The sequence below is a fragment of the Oscillibacter sp. genome, assembly GCF_032018205.1.
In the GTDB taxonomy this organism is placed as follows: Bacteria; Bacillota; Clostridia; order Oscillospirales; family Oscillospiraceae; genus Oscillibacter.
The window spans coordinates 96,997-117,929 of record NZ_DALZOY010000005.1; the positions used below are offsets into that span (position 1 = coordinate 96,997).

18 protein-coding genes are annotated in these 20,933 nt (G+C 51.9%); 10 read left to right on the forward strand and 8 right to left on the reverse strand.

Annotation, left to right across the window (positions count from 1 at the left end; all coding sequences use genetic code 11):
- Window positions 1–136: 136 nt before the first annotated feature.
- From RTU96_RS05640 to RTU96_RS05660, 5 genes are all read right to left on the reverse strand, one after another.
- Entirely contained in the window at window positions 137–1,060 is a 924-nt protein-coding gene (locus RTU96_RS05640; protein ID WP_312635466.1) for a dihydrodipicolinate synthase family protein, read from the reverse strand.
- Between the two features lie 43 nt (window positions 1,061–1,103).
- Window positions 1,104–2,441, reverse strand: a complete 1,338-nt coding sequence (locus tag RTU96_RS05645; RefSeq protein WP_312635467.1) for a TRAP transporter large permease — start codon at window positions 2,439–2,441, stop codon at window positions 1,104–1,106.
- A gap of 1 nt (window position 2,442) precedes the next feature.
- Window positions 2,443–3,039: a TRAP transporter small permease gene (locus RTU96_RS05650; protein ID WP_312635468.1), complete on the reverse strand. Its 597-nt coding sequence runs from the start codon at window positions 3,037–3,039 to the stop codon at window positions 2,443–2,445.
- Window positions 3,040–3,169: 130 nt separating this feature from the next.
- Window positions 3,170–4,237: a sialic acid TRAP transporter substrate-binding protein SiaP gene (locus RTU96_RS05655; RefSeq protein ID WP_312635469.1), complete on the reverse strand. Its 1,068-nt coding sequence runs from the start codon at window positions 4,235–4,237 to the stop codon at window positions 3,170–3,172.
- A gap of 71 nt (window positions 4,238–4,308) precedes the next feature.
- The gene (locus tag RTU96_RS05660; RefSeq protein WP_312635470.1) at window positions 4,309–5,106 is read right to left on the reverse strand and encodes an IclR family transcriptional regulator; all 798 of its coding nucleotides are present in this window, start codon (window positions 5,104–5,106) and stop codon (window positions 4,309–4,311) included.
- Between the two features lie 299 nt (window positions 5,107–5,405).
- Between RTU96_RS05660 and RTU96_RS05665 the strand changes: the two genes are divergently transcribed.
- The 6 genes from RTU96_RS05665 to RTU96_RS05690 all read left to right on the forward strand — a co-directional run bounded on the left by RTU96_RS05665 (window position 5,406) and on the right by RTU96_RS05690 (window position 12,051).
- The gene (locus tag RTU96_RS05665) at window positions 5,406–5,855 is read left to right on the forward strand and encodes a YhcH/YjgK/YiaL family protein (protein ID WP_312635471.1); all 450 of its coding nucleotides are present in this window, start codon (window positions 5,406–5,408) and stop codon (window positions 5,853–5,855) included.
- A 449-nt stretch (window positions 5,856–6,304) separates the two neighbouring features.
- A complete protein-coding gene (locus RTU96_RS05670) occupies window positions 6,305–7,474 on the forward strand; it encodes an alanine dehydrogenase (protein ID WP_312635472.1) in 1,170 nt (389 codons plus the stop codon).
- 112 nt (window positions 7,475–7,586) lie between these two features.
- Window positions 7,587–8,966, forward strand: coding sequence for a sodium/glutamate symporter (locus tag RTU96_RS05675; RefSeq protein ID WP_312635474.1), 1,380 nt, complete (start codon window positions 7,587–7,589; stop codon window positions 8,964–8,966).
- Window positions 8,967–9,057: 91 nt separating this feature from the next.
- Window positions 9,058–10,479: a sigma 54-interacting transcriptional regulator gene (locus RTU96_RS05680; RefSeq protein ID WP_312635475.1), complete on the forward strand. Its 1,422-nt coding sequence runs from the start codon at window positions 9,058–9,060 to the stop codon at window positions 10,477–10,479.
- 50 nt (window positions 10,480–10,529) lie between these two features.
- Entirely contained in the window at window positions 10,530–11,402 is an 873-nt protein-coding gene (locus RTU96_RS05685) for a YitT family protein (RefSeq protein WP_312635476.1), read from the forward strand.
- Between the two features lie 394 nt (window positions 11,403–11,796).
- The gene (locus RTU96_RS05690; protein ID WP_312635477.1) at window positions 11,797–12,051 is read left to right on the forward strand and encodes a hypothetical protein; all 255 of its coding nucleotides are present in this window, start codon (window positions 11,797–11,799) and stop codon (window positions 12,049–12,051) included.
- Window positions 12,052–12,314: 263 nt separating this feature from the next.
- On the opposite strand, the gene RTU96_RS05695 is transcribed toward RTU96_RS05690, so the two are convergent.
- Window positions 12,315–14,249, reverse strand: coding sequence for a sigma 54-interacting transcriptional regulator (locus tag RTU96_RS05695; protein WP_312635478.1), 1,935 nt, complete (start codon window positions 14,247–14,249; stop codon window positions 12,315–12,317).
- Between the two features lie 226 nt (window positions 14,250–14,475).
- On the opposite strand from RTU96_RS05695, the gene RTU96_RS05700 reads away from it, so the two are divergent.
- The 4 genes from RTU96_RS05700 (at window position 14,476) to RTU96_RS05715 (ending at window position 18,597) form a co-directional block, all read left to right on the forward strand.
- Window positions 14,476–14,763: a Dabb family protein gene (locus RTU96_RS05700; protein WP_312635479.1), complete on the forward strand. Its 288-nt coding sequence runs from the start codon at window positions 14,476–14,478 to the stop codon at window positions 14,761–14,763.
- Window positions 14,764–15,105: 342 nt separating this feature from the next.
- Complete coding sequence (locus RTU96_RS05705) at window positions 15,106–16,047, forward strand: hypothetical protein (RefSeq protein WP_312635480.1); 942 nt, start codon at window positions 15,106–15,108, stop codon at window positions 16,045–16,047.
- 30 nt (window positions 16,048–16,077) lie between these two features.
- Entirely contained in the window at window positions 16,078–17,760 is a 1,683-nt protein-coding gene (gene ilvD, locus RTU96_RS05710; RefSeq protein WP_312635482.1) for a dihydroxy-acid dehydratase, read from the forward strand.
- A 24-nt stretch (window positions 17,761–17,784) separates the two neighbouring features.
- Window positions 17,785–18,597: a nuclear transport factor 2 family protein gene (locus tag RTU96_RS05715; RefSeq protein WP_312635484.1), complete on the forward strand. Its 813-nt coding sequence runs from the start codon at window positions 17,785–17,787 to the stop codon at window positions 18,595–18,597.
- Between the two features lie 178 nt (window positions 18,598–18,775).
- Here the strand turns inward: RTU96_RS05715 and RTU96_RS05720 are convergent, their stop codons facing one another.
- Together RTU96_RS05720 and RTU96_RS05725 are read right to left on the reverse strand one after the other, a co-directional pair.
- Complete coding sequence (locus RTU96_RS05720; protein WP_312635485.1) at window positions 18,776–19,735, reverse strand: D-2-hydroxyacid dehydrogenase; 960 nt, start codon at window positions 19,733–19,735, stop codon at window positions 18,776–18,778.
- Window positions 19,728–20,933 carry an MFS transporter gene (locus RTU96_RS05725; protein WP_312635486.1) on the reverse strand — a complete coding sequence of 402 codons (1,206 nt, stop codon included), beginning with the start codon at window positions 20,931–20,933 and terminating at the stop codon, window positions 19,728–19,730. The genes RTU96_RS05720 and RTU96_RS05725 overlap by 8 nt, the downstream gene beginning before the upstream one ends.

The window sequence follows — 20,933 nt, forward strand, 5'->3', positions numbered from 1 at the left end:
TTTCTGCTTCGCGCGGGGTCGCCGCTGATTTTTGACCGCTTCCATGAAAGGCCGGGTCACCGCCAAATGCAGGGAAGAACCCGCGTAAATTTCCGTCCGTGGACGGCTCGTTGGAAAACGGTGCAGCATTCGGTTGTTAAATACCCAACTGCCTGCGAACGTACTTCTCCATGGCAATCAGCGATTCCACCTCGCCCCGGGCGTTTTTGTCCAGCTTGGCCATGTCGGCGCTGCGGGAGTAGACACTCATGGGCACGTCCTCCAGCTTCTGATGGTATTTGCAGTTGCAGGGGTAAATACGCATCTCGATCATCCCCGCCATGGTCAGGAAATGGGCCGCCAACTGCGCCCGTTCGGGGTCGGAGTCCTTGTGGTCATAAACCCACTTGTAAAGCTCGGGGTGGAAGTTTGCCATCACGCCGCAGTAGCCCTGCGCACCGTGAAGCACGCTGTCGTACCAAGACTGGGCGTTGGCGTTGAAAATCTTCAGCGACGTACCCTCCACGGCTTTCAGACGTTCCCGAACCAGCTCATAGTCGCAGCAGGTGTCCTTCAGGAACACCATCCGTCCCTCCTTGCCGGCCTTGCGGAGAAACTCCGTGGAAACCAGACGCTTCCATGGGGCGGGACATTCGTAGATTCCGAAGTCTATCTCCGGATACCGGTCAAAAATCTCCCGGGCGTTGGCCTCAAAGGCAGCCTCGCCCTCGTGCTCCTGGTCCAGTCGGTTGCTTACCAGAACATACGCGCCGATGCCGGGAATCCGCATCATATCCTCCAGCTCCCGGAACTGGGAGGGCTTGTCGTCGGCGGTGTGGCCGGAAACCACGATCTGGATGCGTCCGCCCACTGCGTCCACGGTGGCCTTGGCGATATCCAGCTTCTCCTGAGGGGTGAGATAAAGCATCTCGCTGGACTGACACACGGCGAAAACGCCGGCGCAGCCTTTTTCAACATACCAGTCGCACAGGCGCTCAATCGCCTTGTAATCAATTGTCTTATCGTCGTGATACGGGGTAATCATCACCGGCCAGACGCCGGAAGCGATAGAAAAAGCCATGATTCTTCTCCTTAAAAATGATAGGCGTTCCCTCGGTCTGCATTTACATCATATGGAACATCCGGGGCAGGAACAGCACGACCTCGGGAATATAGGTGATGATGGCTAACACAATCAGCATCACCACGATGGGCCACTTGATTTCTTTCACCACGTCCTTGAGCGGCGTGCCGGAAATCCCGGAGGTGATGAACAGGCACATGCCGAAGGGCGGGGTGGAAAGGCCCACCATCATGTTGAAGACGATGATCAGTCCGAAGTGAATGATATCCACGCCCAAAGCGTTGGCCACAGGCCACAGAATGGGGATCATCACCAGTTGAATGACCGAGGTGTCCACAAACATGCCCAAAATCAGGATGACGATGTTAACAATCAGCAAAAACAGATATTTGTTGTCCGTAATGCCCAGCAGCCAGTTTCCAATCATAACGCCGATCTGCTCTTTGGCAAAGATGAAGGAGATGGCAGAGGCCGCGCCCACCATAATGGAAACGGAGCCGGTGGAACGCACCGTGTCGATCAGAACCTGCTTGAAACCGTCCCAGCTCAGGACGCGATAGCCGAAAATCGCCACGATCAGCGCATACAGTCCCGCAATGGCGCCCGCCTCGGTGGGTGTCATCACGCCGGTATAAATGCCCACCAGCAGAATAACCGGGGTCAGCATGGCCCAGAAGGCCTTTAGGCAGTATTGGAAATAAGCGCGCAGCTTGGGCGGTTCGCTGCGGGGATATTTGCGCACTCTGGCAATCAGGAACACATATATTCCGAGGGCCAACGCTAGCAAGACGCCGGGAACCATGCCCGCCATGAACAGAGCGCCCACGGAGGCGTTGGTCAGCATGGCGTAGATGACCATGGGGATGGAGGGCGGGAAGATGGGCCCGATGGTGGCGCTGGCGGCGGTGATGGCGCAGCTAAATCCGTCGTCATAGCCCTCCTGCCGCATGGCGTCGATCTCCATTTTACCAAGTCCGGAGGCGTCCGCCACGGCGGAACCGGTCATCCCGGAAAACACCAGCGAGGCCAGCACATTTACGTGCGCCAATCCGCCGTGGAACCGGCCCACGATACCTTTGCACACGCCGAATACATACTCCGTAATTTTGCCCGCGTTCATGATGTTGGCTGCGAAGATAAACAGGGGGACGGCAATCAGTGTGCCGTTGGTAAACACCTGTTCAATGGTCTTCTGCGCCACCAGATGCAAGCTTCCCGTCTCACCCACCAGCGCCGCGCCAATGGGCTGACCGGACTGCACTGCGCCGAGAATAAAGTAGGTCATACACGCGGCGATCATGCCGGTGGGAATAGGCATCCGCAGCAAAAAAATCAAGACAAACACCACAAGAAAGCCAATCAAAGGTAAATATTCCATGTTATTGCTCCTCCTTTTTGGCTTCGCCGTTTTCCTGCTGGATGGCGTCCTCAACGGCCTGTTCCGCTTCGGATTTGCCTTCATTCAGCATCTTGTTAATATACCGCTGATCCCCCTGAAGAACCCGGATTTCCTCGTAAATATCCAAAAGCGAGTACACCAGAATGAATCCAAGGAAAATCACATAGGGGAAAAACACCAATGTCTTGGGGATTTTCAGAATGCTGGTGACCTGCGCCCGGCTCATCAGTCCCCAGATATACCGAAGGGAGGGGATAAACGCCACTGCAAAGGTCACGGCAATCAGAAGATTACCCAGCATGGCGGTGAGCGCCTTTCCCTTCACGCCCAGCATGTCATACAGCAGGGTGAAAGACACGTGGGCCTTTTCCCGCTGCGCAAAGCAGGCGCCCAGAAGCACCAGCCATAAAAAGCACATCTGCTCTACCTCCAGCGTCCAGGACTGGGGGTTATTGGCGACATAGCGCATAAAAACCTGAAAACAGAAGATTAAAAACAGCGCCACAAAGGCTGCGATGGGAATATACAATTCCACGCAGTTGCGGATAAACCGCCCTATTTTTTTCAGACCGTCCAAAAACATCTCTCCTCTCTGAAAGCGAACTTTGCTGATAGGAACAGGGGGCACGGCGTAAGCGCCCCAAAGAATTTTAAAAAAGCCGGGGGGCCGGTTTGCCAGCCCCCCGGTCGGGATGTAACGGTTTAGATCAGGCCATCGCCTGAATCTCGCTCAGCAGATCCTTGTCCCAGCTATCGGAGATGGGATCATTCAGATAGACAGACAGCACATGGTCGGCAAAGGTGGCTACGTCGGCTTCATAGATATTCAAGCCCTTTTCCTTCAGGAAATCCTGAACCTCGGACTCCGTCTTCAGGTTCTGATCGTCGCAGGACTGCCGGGCGGCTTCCACAGCCTGCATCACCCAATCCTGCTGGGTGGAAGTGAGAGAGTTCCACTTCTTCAGGTTCATGGTGGGCCACACGGAATCCACCAGATGGTTGGTCAGAGAAATGGACTTCTGCACCTCATAGAACTTGGCGGACTGCACGGTGGGCAGGGGGTTATCCTGACCGTCCACGGTGCCGGTCTGCAGTGCCAGATACAAGTCGTTGAATGCGATGGCGGTGGGGTTCGCGCCCATGGCCTTGCCCAAAAAGACCCACGCTTCAGAGTTGGGCATCCGCAGGTTCACGCCCTTGAGATCATCGGGGGTCTTGATGGCGCGGTCTTCGGAAAGGCTGATCTGGCGGGTGCCCAGATAAAACGCGCCCAAAGGAAGAATGCCCTGCTCACTTGCGACCTTCTCGAAAACCTCTTTGCCGATGTCGCCGTTGAGAACCTTGGTCATGTGGTCATAGCTCTGGAACACATAACCCGCGGTAAACATGGAAACCCAGGGAGAACCATCGGTCAGCCAGGAGGCGGAGCTGTAAATCATGTCCACATCTCCGTTCTTCAGGGCGTCTGTCTCCGTGTCCTGACCGTACAACGTGCCGGAATCATAGCACTCCACAGTCATGTTGCCGCCGGAGATCTCCTCCAGCTTATCCTTAAAGACCTTTTGCGCAGCGCCATGAGCGTCGGTGGGGACGGCGGCGATAGAGAAAATCAGGTTTACAGGGTCCCCCGCGCCGCTTGCGGCGGCGGAACCGGAGCCGGAACCACCCGCAGAACCGGATGCAGCCGGGGTGGAGCCGCCGCCGCAGCCGGCCAGCATACCTGCCGCCATCACGGAAACGGACATCATCGCAAGAGCTCTTTTCCAATTTTTCATCAAAATATCCTCCTAAATTAAAATTTGTGCGGTTTGAAAATTTTTACGCCTTCCGGCGTTGGACCACAGATTTAGTGATAGATGCGCTCGCGCATACGTCGGGCAGTGTCAACCACCAGCTTGGAGCAGTGCAGCAGCTTTTCATCGGTCATGGCGCTGGCCGGACCAGAAGTGCTGATCCCGGCCACCAGCCGTCCCGTCCCGCTGAATACCGGTGCGCCGACGCAGCGGACATTGACTTCCCGCCCGCAGTTGTCGATGGCATAGCCCCGCCGTCTGGTGCGCCAAAGCTCTTCGATGATCTGATCATGGTCGGTCACCGTGGCGTCGGTAAAGGGTGTGCGGACCGGGGTAATGTGCTCTTCCCACTCATCCTCCGGCATGGCGGAAAGAATGGCCTTGCCGATTCCCGTGCAATAGAGCGGTGCGTGTTCTCCCAGCATATCGCGGTAGGGCAGCTCCTGCATCCGCGCTATGGGGTGGGCCACATAGAGATAAAGGACGTCTGTTCCGTGAGGAAGACCGAAATAGACGATTTCGCCGGTTTTGTTTGCCAAATCGGTCAGCAGGTCATACACCGCCCGGGGATATCCCAGATGTTGGTTGATAATATAGGAAAATTCCAGCAACTGAAGCCCCAGCGCATATTTTCCGTTGGGCTGTTTTACAACATAGCCGCCTTGCTGAAAGGTTGTCAGGATATTGTGCGCGTTGCTTTTGGTGATGTGGTTCATTTCCGCCAGCTCCGTCACGCCCAGCTCCGGCGTATCCACAGAAAAACATTCCAAAATCCGCAGCGCCTTTGCCAGAGATTTGACTTTGGGGTCCTGTGCCCAGTTCATACCAATCTCTTCTTTATTGTTCATCATTACAGAACGCCTTTCTTTATTGTGATATTATTATATTAAAACCAAAAAAATTTCGCAAGCGATTTAAAGAAAACTGTGATTTTTTCATAGTTATACGTTTACGTCGCACTAAATTTAAACCTGCGTTTCGGAATGATGAACAATTTTTTGATTTTTTGTATAAAAAGTCTTTTCCCCCGGCGATGCGCTCCATCCGATCATTTACAAAGTGCGTCTCCTCGTGTAGAATCTCAGAGAAAAGGGCGTGCTTTTGCCCCGTATATAACGCCGCCTACGGCGGCTAAAGGAGACGGTTTCCTATGCTTTACGACACAACAGAGCATCTTCTGGAATATTCCTCCCTGTCCCCCCGGCTGGAGCGGGCCTTTCGCTTTCTTGCGGAGACGGATTTTTCTTCCCTCCCCGACGGCCGTATCGAGCTGGACGGGACGGACGTGTTTGCCGACCTGAGCACTTATGAAACGCGCCTTGTCAACGACACGCCGGAGGCCCATCGGAAATACATTGATGTGCAGTATCTTCTGTGCGGAAAAGAGCTGGTGGGCGTGGCTCCTCTCTCCGCCATGCAGGAGGAGCTCTCCGGCGACGAGACGCGGGATATCTGGTTTTACCGCGGCCCCACAGAGCAGCTGACTCTGAGCGGCAGCCGGGTTTTGGTTCTGTGGCCGCAGGACGCGCATGCCCCCTGCGTGGCGGTGGGCGCGCCCGAGACGGTTCGTAAATGCGTAGTCAAGGTTCGCAAGGACTGAGGCGCAAAGCGTTCTTTCCGCAGCGCCGAAAACGGCGGCGCGGGATGAGTGTATAAAAAGGCGTGACTGACGTTCCAAGGAAAAACCAGGTCTCTTGTGTGGTTTGATAACCGCGCCGCAAGGAGCTTGTATTTTGCGTAAAAGGCGCTCAAGCTGAATAGCTTGAGCGCCTTAGTCTGTCCGGAAACCCTGCTTGGGTTCTGTGCGCATCATTTTTTGCCCATGCTCGAAAATGGTCGTTTTTTATTATTTATGGGCAGTCTTATTTTTTAACGCGGATGTATTTGAATTTCATGAATAAAAAATTAGTGAAAAATACACAAAAGTTGCACAAACGAATACAAAGGTTTGTACAAAAATTATCATTTACGTTTGCTTTGGCATATACTTTGCTTTCCCTGATTTACGCAGGCAAAACGCCTGAATAAAACTGCCAAAGGAGTAATTTTATGAAATTCGGTATTTTAAAGGACATCAAGGACGGAGAGTACCGCGTGATTGCCACACCGGCCGAAATCAGCTCGCTGACAAACGATGGGCATGAAGCGTTCGTGCAAAGAGGCGCCGGCGCCAACGCCGGATTTTCAGATGAGGCATATTCCGCAGAGGGCGCCACACTGGTTGACACCATGCAGGAGATTTATTCCCAATGTGATTTTGTTGCCAAGGTTAAGGAATTTGAATCCTGTGAATACGGACTGCTGCGTGAAAATCAAATTGTATTCACCTGTATTCATCCGGCGGCGCATCCGGAGGAAGTGCAGGCGCTTCTGGACAGCAAGTGCATTGCTTTTACCGCAGAGGACTCCCACCGGTACGGCTCTCCAAACTGTGAGGCAGCCGGAAAGCAGGGGGCGCTGATGGGACTGGAATCACTGCAGTCAATTCACGGAGGAAAAGGAAAGTTTGTCAACGGTCTGGGCGGCGCTCCCGGTGTACATGCCCTGGTTCTGGGCGGCGGCACCGTCGGGCAGGCTGTTACTTCGGTGCTGTGCAGTCTGGGCGCCAGAGTGACTGTGATGGATATCAACATCGGTACCCTGCGCTCCACCGCCGTGCAATTCCAGCAGCGCGTATTTACTCAGATTTCGAACCGGTATAATATTGCCAAGCTGCTGCCAAGCGTTGACGTGGTTTATAATTGCGTCAAGTGGCCCAAAAACGCCACCGAGTTCATGATTGACCGAGAAATGGTCCGCTCCATGGAAAAAGGATCGGTCATTGTGGACATCAGCAATGATTACGGCGCAATTGAAACCTTCCATGAGACTACCCATGAAAATCCCCGCTACATAGAAGAAGGCGTGGTGCACTACTGTGTGAGCAACATTCCGGGTGCCATTGCCCAATCCACCTCCATTGCATACGCCGCCTCCGTCCTGCCCCACTTCCGCAGCATCATGAACCAGGGCGTTGAGAACGCCTGTGTGAAGGACGGCTTTCTTCGCCGCAGCCTGACTGCTTACAAGGGGTATCTTACCCACGAGGAGACCAGCGGGATTCAAAAGCGCAAATGGGTCCGCCCGGAAACCATTTTGAAAATCAAAGACCGCCCGTTGGACATCGCCCCTCCCGCGACCGCCACCCGTTCCAATGACTACTATGAGGAGTTCCAATAAGTTGATCCGCGTCCCCCACCTTCTCTTCGTATGGTTTGGCACATCAATTCCCCTACGGTAAACCGAAGTCTAAAAACCGGAAAATTCAGTATTAAGAGAAAGGCGGTTCCCTATGTCTGCTACCGATTTTTTGCTTGATTTCGCTTTGGCCTCCGCATTTATTATGGTCGGGCAGTTCATCCGTGCCAAGGTAAAGTTTGTCCAGAATTTTTTTATTCCCGCCAGCATGCTGGCCGGGTTTCTCGCGTTGATTTTGGGGACTCAGGGCTTCAACGTATTGTTCTTTTCCGACTCCATCAGCTCTTATCCGGGCCTTTTGATTATTCTGATCTTCTCTGCCGTTGGAATCGGCGGCTTTTCCGTCGACAAAAAGAACATCAAAGCGGAGGTTGGACGCATCGGTTCCTACTTTTCCTATAAAGTGCTGGCGCAGGCCATCCAGTTCAGCCTGCCTGTTCTTTTCTCCATTGTCGTGATTTCCAACCTTTTTCCCAATATCAATTATGGATTTGGCCTGCTGCTTGCCTCCGGTTTCACCGGCGGTCACGGCACCGCCGCGGCTGTTGGCTCCGCCATGGCAAATCTGGGCTTTGCCGACGCAAAGGATATCGGAATGACCTGCGCCACCGTCGGCATCCTTTCCGGTATTTTCGGTGGCCTCGCCTTTATCAAGGTTGGTACAAAGCGCGGATGGACCAAGTATATCAAGGACTTTAATTATATTTCGGGCGATTTAAAAACGGGGCTTGTCGCCAAAGAAAACCGCAAGCCGATCGGAACAGAAACCGTTTCCTCCATTGTCCTTGACCCGATCGCATGGCATCTGGCCATTCTGCTTGTCTGCTCCGGCATCGGCGTCCTGCTCTATCGCTATATTTATGAGGCCAGCAACCATGCATTGGACTTGCCCACCTATCTGCTGGCGTTTCTTACCGCCTTTGTGATGTTCCTGATCTTTAAGGCCACCGGAGTCAACAATTATATTGATCCGGATACCATCAGCCGCATCTCCGGCTCTGCAACAGATTACCTTGTGTTTTTTGGAATTGCCTCCATTAAAATTGAAGTAATCGTGAAGTATGCGGTCCCGCTGGCAATGCTTCTGCTGTTTGGAATGGCCATCGTTTTTGCCACCTTAATGTTCTTTGGGCCTGCGATGAATCGCGGCAGTTGGTTTGAACGCTCCATCTTTGTCTTTGGATATTCCACGGGGGTTTTTGCCATCGGCTTTATCCTGCTGCGGATCGTAGATCCGGAAAATCGCTCTAAGACCCTCAACGACACCGCTCTGGCCGGGCCGCTGACTACGCCCATCGAAATGTTTGCATGGGGCATGGGTCCTGCGATGCTGCTGGGAGGACAGCACTGGGCCTTTGTGGGGCTGTACACGCTGGTGACCGTTGCCTGCATTGTGCTTAACCTGATCTGTCGTTGGTGGTGGCTGAAGCTGCCGCTGGACCGGCCCGCCGAAGGGGAAGACCAAGCCGCCTAGTCGCTTTTCAGATGATTTCGCCTATTCAAATCTTTCCATTTGCCAAGCTTCATAGTATAGTAGCTTTGTGAACTACAGGGGAGGCGGCATCATGGACGTTTTGAACGCGCTGCAAAAGCTTTTCAGCGGCAAAGGCTATATTGACGGCATCACCATTATCAATTTGCAGGGGGAAATTTTATTTTCCGCCAAACTGAATGACAAGCTATCTATTCAGGGCTCCGGTGAGGCGCCTGTGGGAAAAAATTTCTACGACGTGTACGAGAACTTGTCTTCAAATAACAGCACTACCTATAAAGCCATGCAGGAGGGCGTGCCTGCCTACGTCAAAAATCAATATCTTAAACCAGTCGGGCACAAGGGAATTCGCATTACCTCCCTGTCCATCCCGATCAAAAGTGGGAACCGTATTGTGGGGGCCATTGACCTGTCCAGCGAGGTGCAGCCGGAGGGACTTTTGTCCAGCGCCCTGCAAATTGCCATGGACACCGCTCTATCACCGCTTGAGTGCGCAGGGTGGAGGGATAGCCTTCGGTTTACAAAGGACAGCATCATTGCTGTGAATAAGGCCATGGTGGCGGCGCGTGATTACATTGATGTTGTGGCCTCCTGCACCCTGCCCGTCATGTTATACGGAGAAACCGGAACCGGCAAAGAAGTGTTTGCACAGGCAATTCATAACGCAAGCAGCCGAAAGGACCGCCCTTTTCTTGCTCAGAACTGCGCCGCAATTCCAGAAACGCTGCTTGAAAGCATGTTATTCGGCACTGTCAGAGGCGCTTATACGGGGGCCGTTGACAACCCCGGCCTTTTCGAAATGGCCGACGGCGGCACGCTGTTTCTGGATGAAATCAACTCCATGCCAATTATGCTGCAATCCAAGCTGCTTCGCGTCGTTCAGGAAAACCGTTTTTGCCGGCTGGGCTCTCGTGCTGAAATTTCGGTGGATATTCGCTTTATCACTGCCTTAAACGAAGACCCGATAGAGGCCATTGCAAACAAGCGGCTGCGCAGCGACATCTATTACCGGCTTAGCATGATGTCCATTGCAATTCCGCCCTTGCGGGAACGCCTGGAGGATATCCCCGCATTTGTGAAACTGTACATTCAAAAGCATAATTTGACGTTCCGCAAGAAGATTGAATTTGTTTCCAGTGAGCTGATTGACAAGCTGCAGCGTTATTCCTGGCCCGGAAACATTCGTGAGCTGGAGCAGATGATTGTTTACGGCATGAGCCTTGCGGGGGCAGACCAACATATTTTGGAATATTCCGATATTGAAGCAAAATTTGAAAAGCTGCTCCCGCAGGAAGCCGGACTTAGTTTGCCCGATTCAATGGAAGTACCCCTGCGCACGGCAATGGAAACCTACGAACGCAAGATCATTGCCGGTGCGCTCAGCCAGTCGGGCGGAAATCTGACCAAAGCTGCCAAACGATTGGACATTCCCAGACAGACCTTGCAGCGCAAGGTAAAGCATTATGGTCTGGATTCCTGCCTGCTGCTGGATTGAATGGGCTTGTCTGTCTTTTTCCGGGCTGTCCGTATCAAAAGGAGTTTTTTATGGATAAGCAATGCCTGTCCGGTTGTATTAAAAGCACTGCCACATTGATCGCAGGGGCAATCATTTACAGCATCGGCACACAGTGCCTCATTTCTCCCGCCAACATCGCTCCGGGCGGCGCCGTTGGCATCGCGCTGATGTTCAGCTATCTGACCAACCTTCCAGTGGGCGGGCTGACGTTAATGGTGAATATTCCGCTGCTGATTCTGGCGTGGTGTTTCCTAAGCCACCGCTTTGCGATTCGCACGGGAATCACCTGTATGATCTGTTCCTCATTTATCGACTTGATTGTTGCGCCCTATTTCCCAATGTACGGCGGTGACCGTCTGATTTCCAGCCTGTACGGCGGGATTGTAATTGGGGTAGGTATGGCCCTGATTTTCCTCGCGGGCTCTACCACGGGCGGCAGCGATATTGCCGGGTATCTCCTGCGCAAAAAATGGCCGCACATTTCGATTGGGCGCTTCCTGATGATGATTGACGGCATTATTTTAAGCAGTTCCGTGCTGGTGTTCCACGATATTGATGCCGCCCTTTTGGGCCTGATCTGCCTGTATGCGGAAACAAAGGTCATCGACATGATTCTTTACCTCAGCAGCGCAAGCTGCAAGGTGCTGATCGTTACACAGCATCCACAGCAAATCTGCACACAAATTATCCGGAATATAGAGCGCAGCGCCACGATTATCTCCGGCAAAGGCGCCTACTCGGGAGATGATACAAACGTGGTGATTTGTACGGTGCGAAAGTCAGAATTTTCCGATTTGAAAAAGATCATTGAAGCGACCGATGAAAACGCCTTTGTCATGGTCACAGAAACAAATCAGGTGTTTGGCCTTGGCTTTCGGACCTTCTCAGAAGCCATATCATAATCATCTCCAGCCTTTCATTGGCCGCATCATTCAAATCCTGCGAAATCTCAAACTCCAGATACGCCAGCGCATTTCAGGCGGTATTCAAGCAACTGAATGAAATGCGGGAAATTCTCAAGGAATACGCCCCCGGCGCCTTGATTATCGGCGAGGCGCCCCTTCCCGTTCGGCTTTTCTGCCGTTTGGAAAGGGGCGCTGATGTCATTCGTACATATCGACCTGTCTCTTCCCCGTTTCACGCGGCAGAAAAAAGGCCCAAGCTCTTATAAAAGGGAAGGTCACCCCGGAAAGCCACGGCCGGACTCAACATATGCGCGATTCTCGGGGAATCCCCTTGCGCCCGTCCATCTCACTGAAAGAGCTGCTGAAGCATCGGCTGAAGTCGCCGTGCTATGTGGAAAACAAATCCAATCTCTGTGCCCGCTCCATTCTGGTCAATCTCTTCGATCCTGATGTCGTGTACATCGGCGGGCGGGGCTTTGCGGAATACGGCAGACTGGAGTCCACGGTGCTCCGCGTTCTGCGGCGGCGCTCCCCTCTCGGTATGGGAAAGGAACTGGAGATCCTTCATGACACGGATAGTCTGCGGGCCATTGAAAAAGGGGTCACGCAGGTCATTTACGACAAATGGAATCCTCTACAAAAATAAGAGTCCGAACACAGCAGGCGGCACACGGTCGAAACCACCGTGTGCCGCCTGCTGTGTTCATCCGTATTCGCGGCGATCAACGCCGTGTTAAGATGCCTGCGAAGCCAGTCAATCCAACCGCAGGATAGCTGTGGCTGAAATCTTTCCTAACCTGAATTCGTATCTCAGGCTGGAGAACTTACCTCGTGGAGTATGCCGAGGACGGGTCTTTTAGAGAATCTATGAATCTAAAGTCCGTTCGTACACTGCCGCTAAACGCGGCTTTATTCACTGTCCGGAGTTTCAAAACTTCGAGCTTCTTTTGATGCAGTCGACAATTTCCGCCAGAGAGTGGGCTTGCTGATATGAAGATAAGAGCAAACTTTCTCTTTATCCCCATTAAAACGGTCGAGTAAAAATAAAAGATAATTTCGCTCAAGCTCTTTCAGATTATCGGTAATTTGCCCTGAAAACTGAGCGTCCATATCGGTATTATGCTTATGGCTGATCATCTCGGCAACAAAAGGCTGCGTCAATTGATAACTTTCGCACAGCAGAACTATTCGCTCGGCAAAATTGCGCAGCTCCCGGATATTACCGGGCCAGTTATAGGTCAGGATAGGTTCTAATACGGAGTCGTTGTCCCAATAGAGAACCCGCTTCTCTGAATCTGCCATTTCAGCTAAAAAGCTGGCGAAAAGAGGAACGAGATCCTGCTTTCGCTCTTTCAATGGCGGAATCTCTATTTCCAGCAGAGCCAAACGGTAATAGAGATCTTCCCGAAAGCTTCTCTTTTTCACCATCTCCTGCAGGTTTTTATTCGTTGCCGCAATAATACGCACGTCAACCGGAATGATCCTGTTTCCGCCTATTCGCATGACCTCCTTTTCCTGAAGAACCCTCAATAATTTCGCCTGCAGCGGCAGAGGAAGCTCTCCAATCTCGTCAAGAAACAATGTCCCGCGGTGGGCTAACTCGAACAGGCCCTGTTTGCCTCCGGGGAGAGCACCCGTAAAGGCGCCTTTCTCGTATCCGAACAGCTCGCTTTCCATCAGATTTTCATTAAATGTGGCACAGTTAACGGCGACAAAGGGGCCGTTGGCCCGTAGGCTCTCATTATGAATGCTGGAAGCAATGAGTTCCTTGCCTGTGCCGGTCTCTCCATGAATTAGAACCGAGCCGTTGCTCTTGGCATAACGTTTGGCGGTTTTTACAAGCTCCCGCGAGGAGGGATCCCGCCAGATAATATCCCGGAAGGTAGTTTTGGCTGTTAACCCCCGCTCCTGATTCTGACGGCGGATGGATAGTTCCATGTCTTCAACATAATTTACGCTGCTGAGAAGAAACACATACATCTGCTCGGTTCCAATCACCCGTGGAATAACGTTAATAACGTATTTTTTCTCGCGAATCTCCGCCAGATGTTTAGGGGGCAAATTTAGCAGAGTCTGAAGATCGATCCCGAATAAGGTCTGCACATTATCACAGTGTTCACCCTTTACCAGTATCCGCTCTGCGGGAAGATTGAAGCGCAGAATCCTCCCGGTATTATCCGAGATGATCACCGCTTCTGAAATGATGTTGGTTATAAGAGAAATAAACTGGTCCTGGGCTTTTTCCTTCTGAGTCGTTTCTGTGACATACGTGGCCTCTTGTATGGCATTGTAATAGGAGCGTTCATCAATGATGAAATTCTGATAGGGAAGCCCCAGCTCCTTCGCAATCATGATGGGTTCCACGTCTCCAACCACAATGTCCAACTCATCGCGCTTCAACCGGTCATTAATTTCGCTTTCCACTGAAGCCCGGTCATTAAGCTTGCTATAATGAAATTCGTAGGAGCCAACGATCAAATCCGCATGCTGTGCATGAAAGGCCTGCTCTGACGCGGCAGATTCGATTTCAAAAATGCAGATTTTATGATGGCCCGTCTCCACACACTGCTGCAAAAGATTTAGAAGTGTATAGGTCTGGTATTCCAATGTGAAAATGGGAACCGGGACATGGTTGGCATAGAGATACTGCGCCAAGCTTCCTCTGGTAAGGATGCCATTGATGTCTGTCTTCGTCATTTCGGCTGAAATTTGTGTTAATAGCTCCGGGCACGGCTGCGATAAAATAATCTTGTAGATATACGGCTGCAGAGCGCGGAACGAAAATACATTGTCCATGCCGGCGGGTGCGACGGCCAAAAATTGTTTTTCATGTTCTTTTTTCATAAAAGCATTCCTCCAGCAAGATAATTCTACAACAAATATTTCAAAATTGATATTTAAATATCAATTTTGAAATAAATTTTCCGCCCATACCATCCGGTTAGGCCTCTTTTTATATTGATAACAGGGCAAAACAATGTGTGTATCCGTTTGGCATTATTCTTGCTTACAGACAAATAGCGCGCGCTTATGTTGCATCACTATATTGCATTGGAATTGAGGAAATCACATGGTTCATTATCTGCTGTTGAAATTCAATCCGGGCTTTTTTTCTGATGAAGTATTTTCGCTGGCGGTTCATACTTATACGGAGCTTGAATCTGCGTTGCCTGGAATTGAAAAAGTTCAAATCTACAAGAATTGTGTTTGTCGCAATTCCAACGCAGACCTGTTGGTGAAAATGGATCTGGCCTCTGAGGCTGCCCTGAGCGCTTATCTGAAGCATCCGCTGCATTGCGGATTTATTCAGGAAGTAGGCTCTCAGGTGTCGCAGAGAATCACCTTTGACCGCAAATAACAATCGGACATTTTAAAAAGCTGTGGATTCAGGAGGGGATATAGACCATCATGCCCAACAGCTCACATCTGAAATGGATATCTTGGGGGAAAAGAACGGCAGACTTATTGCCGCAGCAAATGCGGTAACATTAGGAGGGTTATTATGCAACAACAGAGCAAGGCCAAAAAAGCGCTGATTCCCGCGTGGGTAGGCGCAGCCTGTGTGTGGTTTGGAACGCACTGCGGCCCCGGCGCCGCTTCAGGAAACCAGACAGTCGCGTACTATGTGAAGTACGGTCTGTGGTCTTTAGTCATGCCCATTGTGGCAATGACGTTTTTAGGATTCGGCGTATATTACGCAATGGAGTTCGCCAGACGGACCAGAGCCACCGACTTTAAAGATTTCGCAAACAAGCTATTTCATCCCTATGAAAAAATATTTGCAAACCTGTTTGAGTTTTCTTTCATCGGCACAGTCGGCTTGTCAGGAGGTTCCTGTGTCGCCACGGCCTCAAGCCTGTTCCATGATTATTTCAACGCGCCGATCTGGGTAGGCGTGATCGCAATTGTGGTTTGCACCATTGTTTTCTCCATTTATGGAGAGGACCTGGTTCGCAATGCTTCCACCGCCATGTCCGTCATTATTTTTGTAGCCATCATTGCCGTGGTGGTTGCCGGTGTCGGCTCCAATGGAGGCGTCGGGCCGAGCTTTGCGGGCAGAAGCCTGGCGGATGCCAGCGGGGCAGCCGCCTTGTGGAGCAGTGTTCTTTATGCAGCGTTTCAATCCACCGGCGTCTTTGGCGCCTGCATTGGCGTGGTACACGGTCTTGGTGGACGCAAAGAAATACAGAAGACCGTCATTTTCGGCGTCATAATTAACGCGCTCTTTCTGATCCTTGTGGCACTCATGCTGTTGGGCTATCCCGACTCGCTGAAAGAGACGCTGCCCAATTTCTGGGTAATTACTCATGTCGGAGCTCCCATTTTGGTGGCGTGCTATGTGGCGGTTGTCTTTTTTGCCTGCGCGACAAATACCATCTCTTTTTCCAACGCTCTCTCCGGCCGCTACGGAAAGTTCTTTAAAATTAAAAACCAAACACTTGTTAAATTTATCATTGCAGTTATCATGCTGGTCTATGTAAGCGCATTCTCCCGTCTGGGACTCAGCAGAATCGTGGGAACAGGATTTAAATATTTGGGCTATTTCTGCATTGTGACATTACTGATCCCGACTATTTTCGTAGGGCGGAAGAAGCTGAAAGGGATGGCGGCGGAAGAGAAGGCGGAGACTTCCCTCAATTGATTCACATGATGCTTTAAGGAGGCTGTTACATTGTCAGAAAATCATGTAGGCTGTTTCAACAGCTTGGAATTGATCTCCAACAAAACCTGTTATAAGGCCAACGGTTTCAGCGATGATGATTTGGCCCGTCCAATCATCGGAATCGCCTGTTCCTTCAATGAATCGGTTCCCGGCCATAATAATTTGCGGCAATTAGCCGAGCAGGTCAAATATGGTGTTTACCGTGCGGGCGGCACACCCGTGGAGTTTGGCGTCATCGCCTGCTGCGACGGGGTATCCGACAACCATTACGGTTCCCACTATTGCCTGCCGTCCAGGGATAATATTGCCGATTCAATCGAAATTCAGGCCCGGGCACATCGGTTTGACGGTTTGATTCTTCTGGGCAGTTGCGACAAGATCGTTCCCGGAATGCTGATGGCCGCGGCGCGGCTGGATATTCCCGCCGTGCTAGTTCCAGGCGGAGCAATGCTGTCTTCTCCACCCTTCCGGGACAAGCCTCGCAGCAATACCACGACGATTTCCGAGGCGATGGGTCTTTACACGAAGGGAGAGGTCACAGAGCAGGAGCTTCAGATGCTTACCGGTACCTGCTCGCTTACTTGCGGGTCCTGCCAATTTATGGGGACCGCCAATACGATGTGCAGTTTTTCCGAGGCGATAGGCATGACGTTGTCCGGCGGCGGGCTGATTCCGGCTGTTTATCATGAGCGCAGAAGAAGCGCCTTCCACAGCGGAGAGCAAATTGTAAAGCTGGTGCGGAATGGGATCACAGCCCGTCAGATTATGACGTGGGATTCTATTGAAAACGCGATCATGCTGCTCATGGCGGTGGGTGGCTCCACAAACGCGGTGATTCACTGCTGCGCGATTGCCCATGAGATGGGCATAGACGCTGAACGGGTCATGAGCGCGTTTAACCATTACAGCGAGGTCATCCCTCTTGTCGCAAAGGTTTCTCCCGCATCAAGTACGCAGGATTGCGAGGATCTGTATAAAGCCGGCGGTATTCCGGCAGTTATGAAATCCATTCGCCGATTCCTGCATGAGGATGCGATGACAGTTGATTCCTGCACATTAGGTGAGAATCTGGACAGCTTTACTCCGACTTTCCCGGAAAATTCCGAGCTTATCCGTCCGTTGGATAAGCCGTTCAGCAAGTTTGGGGGGTTGGCGATTATGCGGGGAAACTTGGCCCCAGATACGGGTGTGGCCAAGCCCGCCGCTATCGCCGAGGAGGTGCGGCAGTTTACCGGTACGGCAATTTGCTTTGACGGCGAGCACGCTTGCATTGAGGCAATTAAAGCGCAAAAGATCAAGCCCGGTCATGTGGTAGTCGTCCGCTACGAGGGGCCGAAGGGCGGGCCGGGTATGCGGGAGATGTACCTGACTCTGAAAATGCTCAATGGGCAGGGGCTGGCAAAAAGCACCGCTCTCATCACGGATGGGCGCTTCTCCGGAACCAACAACGGCTGTTTCGTTGGACATATTTCACCTGAGGCGGCCGACGGCGGGCCCATTGCGCTGGTTCGGGACGGAGATCAAATCTCCATTGATGTAATTAACAAGCGGCTGGAGCTTCATGTTTCGGATGAGGAGATTGCCAAACGAAGAAAGGCGTGGTCCTATACGCCGCCCTCCGGGCTTTCCGGCTATTTGGCCCGTTATGCCAGGCTGGTCTCTTCCGCCAGCAAAGGCGCAATCCTGGAATAATTAAAAAGAAAGGGTGTCTTGCAATTGAACAAAGGGAAAGCAGAAGAAAACAAGCGGATCGTAACGGAGTTTTACCATGCGTACGGCATTGAAAAAGACGCGGAGAAGTGCAGGGAATTTTTTGGAGACAGATATATTCAGCATAATCCTCATGTTCAGGACGGCGTAGATCATTTTCTGCGGTTTGTGCAATACCGCAAAGAGCATTACCCGCAGGGAGAAAACCGGGTCATGATGACCCTTGGGGACGATGATAAGGTCATGCTCCATGTGCACTCCGTGCTTGTCCCCGGTGATCCGGGAAGAAACCTCGTGGATACCTTCCGGGTAGAGGACGGAAAGGTGGTGGAGCATTGGGATGTAATTCAGAACGTGGAGGTCCTGAAGTTTCCACCCATTAACGACAATGGGCTTTTTAACCAGTGCGGGGACAGCATCCTGTGCGACCCGGACAAGACGGACGAAAACCGCGCTCTTGTCACGGCATTTTATGAGACCTACGGCTTGGAAAAAGACGCCGGAAAATGCGCCGGTTTTCTGGGTTCCACTTATACGCAGCATAATCCTCATGTTCAGGACGGCCCGGAAGCCTTTTTGAAGTTTGTGGAGTTTCGGAAAAAGAATTATCCCCATGCCAGAAATGAAATTAAAATTACCGTTGCTCAGGGTAATCTGGTTGGCTTTCATGTGCACTCGCTACTAACGCCCGACGATCCCGGGCGCAATCTGGTTGATATCTTCCGCGTTGAAAAAGGGAAAATCGTAGAGCACTGGGATACCATTCAAAACATTGAGGTTTTGAAGTTCCCCCCCATCAACGATAATGGCCTTTATTAAGAAACCGTTATACCGTTCATCAGCATCACAGCAAGGCGCGCTCGGCGGCTGAACAATACGCAGCAGAGCATACGCATCCAAATAATTCAATTCCAAAACCCGGGGCTGCCATCGGCAGCCCCGGGTTTTGGCGAGATCGGCGCCCGGTTCCTTTACCGCTCGGACAGGCGCGGAGCGTTCACTTGCGATAACCCGTTTCAAAATCCACCACATTTTCAAAAGGCTTGCCGGCAAGATAATTTTCAATATTTACCGCTGCAATTTCCACGATGTTCTCCAGGGTTTCCGGAAGGTGATACATCCCTGAAATATGGGGCGTGATCAGAATGTTCGGTTCTGCCCAAAGCGGATGTTCGGGCGGAAGGGGTTCAAGATCCGTCACATCCAATCCCGCTGAAAAAATGCGCCGCTCCTTCACCGCTGACAGGAGCGCCTCCTGATCCACAGCGTTACCTCTGCCACCGTTCAAAAAAATCCCGCTCCTTTTCATATTGGAGAAGAATTCCTCGTCGTATAAACGATAGGTTAAAGGCGTGCTGGGGAGAAAGGAAACAATGACATCGGCCTCTGGTACGATTTTGGGAAGCGCCTCAAACAGATGAATCTCATCCACCTGCCTTAGGCAGTTGCTTTTCCGGCGTTTTATCCCGATAACATAAGCGCCCAGAGCCTTTGCAATCCCGGCGAAGTGCATACCAATATCCCCCAGCCCAACAATTGCGATCCTTGTATTCGTAATTGAGGTGACGGTTCCGTAATCGTTCCAGCTTCCCGTTAATCTGTCGTCTCTATATAAGTGCAGCTTTTTTTGCAGGCACAGCAGCATTGCAAACATATGCTCTGAAACAGCCTTTCCGTACGCGCCGGTCGCGTTGGTGAGTACCGTTTTGGAAGAAAGAACGCCCGGCGAAATATAGGCATCCGCTCCGGCGGAACCCAACTGCAGCAATTTCAGGGAGGCGGACGCTTTGATGTAAGAGGCGGGGACATTGCCGACAATTATTTCTGTGTTTTGTACCATCTCAGCCGTTACATCCGGCAGGGGGATATATCGGAATTCACAGTCCGACGCATATCTCTCCAAGCGTCTTTTATGAGATTCTGTTACCGGGAGCGTCACTAAAATGCGTTTAATCATGGTGATCCTTTCCTTTCCCGCCATGTATAACCGGGAACATGGCAATTCCCGCCAGCAGGATACATACAAACAGAAAAACGAAAGTGCTAGAGTAACTGCCGGAGGCGTCGTACAAAGCCCCGGCGGCTGTGCTGCCCAAAGAGGCGATCATCAAATTCAGATTGGCAATGGAGAAATTGACGGCGTAGTGCTTTGATCCGAAAAAAGTTCTGGCAAGGGAGGCTACGGTGGTGGGATCACCGCCATAACCAAGGCCCAGCGCCGTATATCCGGCAATGAGCAGCGGAAAGGAGGCCAGAATGGATGAGAGCGCAATTGCGCCCGCACCGGCCAAAAAAAGACCGGTCACCGTGGACATGGTGACTCTTGCGCCAAATCGGTCAAACTGCGCGCCTATCAAAATGCGGCCTAGTCCGTTGCAAATCGAAATCATTCCCACAACCAGAGAAACCGTCTCTGGGGACAGTGCGGGGTGAACGGTCAGGACAATCGGTCTGGCCTGTCCGATCACAGCGAGGCCGGCGGCGCTGAGCAATGCGGCCCAAAAGAAAAAGCACCAGAAATTTGGGCGGCGAATCATCTGAGCGGGAGCCATGCCGAAGTCTTCGTACTGCTTTGCGCTGGTGGCTTGGGATACCGGAAGACGGAAAAAGAAAGAGCATGAGCCCAAAATTGCCGCCATCAAAATCCCCATTAACAGCAGGGAAGCACGCCATGCTCCGGCTTGTGCGGGGGTCAGCGCTGTAAAGGCAGTGCCAATCATCAGACTGCTGATACCGAAGCCCATCAGCAGTATGCCTGAGATGAGTCCCTGCCGGTTGGGAAACCATTTGGGCACAGTACTCATGACGGCGTTGTAGGCAAAGCCGGACGCGGTTCCGCACAGCACACCGTAGCCGATGTAAAGGGCGGGCAAGCTGTGCATCTGTGCAGTGATAAAAAAGCCGCACAGGAAAAGCACGGCCGCCAATCGGATATTGAAGCCCGCAGTGACCTTGTTTAGCAGTATTCCGCCGGTTAGCCCTCCTATACAGAAAAAGGCCATGCAGATTGTGAAGGATAGGGAAAGCTGGGCGGAGGACCAGCCTGAGAATTCCGCCGCGATTGGAGCGGAGAGAATGCTCCATGCGTAAACAAAGCCGGAAAAAAGCATGACCAGCACACCGGAAAGCATAGAGAATACACGCTGATTTTTCAA

Coding starts and splice junctions, on each gene's coding strand:
- RTU96_RS05675 (WP_312635474.1), top strand. CDS start 7,587: ATGTCTGCTACCGATTTTTTGCTTGATTTCGCTTTGGCCTCCGCATTT.
- RTU96_RS05665 (WP_312635471.1), top strand. CDS start 5,406: ATGCTTTACGACACAACAGAGCATCTTCTGGAATATTCCTCCCTGTCC.
- RTU96_RS05705 (WP_312635480.1), top strand. CDS start 15,106: ATGGAGTTCGCCAGACGGACCAGAGCCACCGACTTTAAAGATTTCGCA.
- RTU96_RS05670 (WP_312635472.1), top strand. CDS start 6,305: ATGAAATTCGGTATTTTAAAGGACATCAAGGACGGAGAGTACCGCGTG.
- RTU96_RS05720 (WP_312635485.1), bottom strand. CDS start 19,735: ATGATTAAACGCATTTTAGTGACGCTCCCGGTAACAGAATCTCATAAA.
- RTU96_RS05680 (WP_312635475.1), top strand. CDS start 9,058: ATGGACGTTTTGAACGCGCTGCAAAAGCTTTTCAGCGGCAAAGGCTAT.
- RTU96_RS05695 (WP_312635478.1), bottom strand. CDS start 14,249: ATGAAAAAAGAACATGAAAAACAATTTTTGGCCGTCGCACCCGCCGGC.
- RTU96_RS05685 (WP_312635476.1), top strand. CDS start 10,530: ATGGATAAGCAATGCCTGTCCGGTTGTATTAAAAGCACTGCCACATTG.
- RTU96_RS05660 (WP_312635470.1), bottom strand. CDS start 5,106: ATGATGAACAATAAAGAAGAGATTGGTATGAACTGGGCACAGGACCCC.
- RTU96_RS05645 (WP_312635467.1), bottom strand. CDS start 2,441: ATGGAATATTTACCTTTGATTGGCTTTCTTGTGGTGTTTGTCTTGATT.
- RTU96_RS05655 (WP_312635469.1), bottom strand. CDS start 4,237: ATGAAAAATTGGAAAAGAGCTCTTGCGATGATGTCCGTTTCCGTGATG.
- RTU96_RS05640 (WP_312635466.1), bottom strand. CDS start 1,060: ATGGCTTTTTCTATCGCTTCCGGCGTCTGGCCGGTGATGATTACCCCG.
- RTU96_RS05700 (WP_312635479.1), top strand. CDS start 14,476: ATGGTTCATTATCTGCTGTTGAAATTCAATCCGGGCTTTTTTTCTGAT.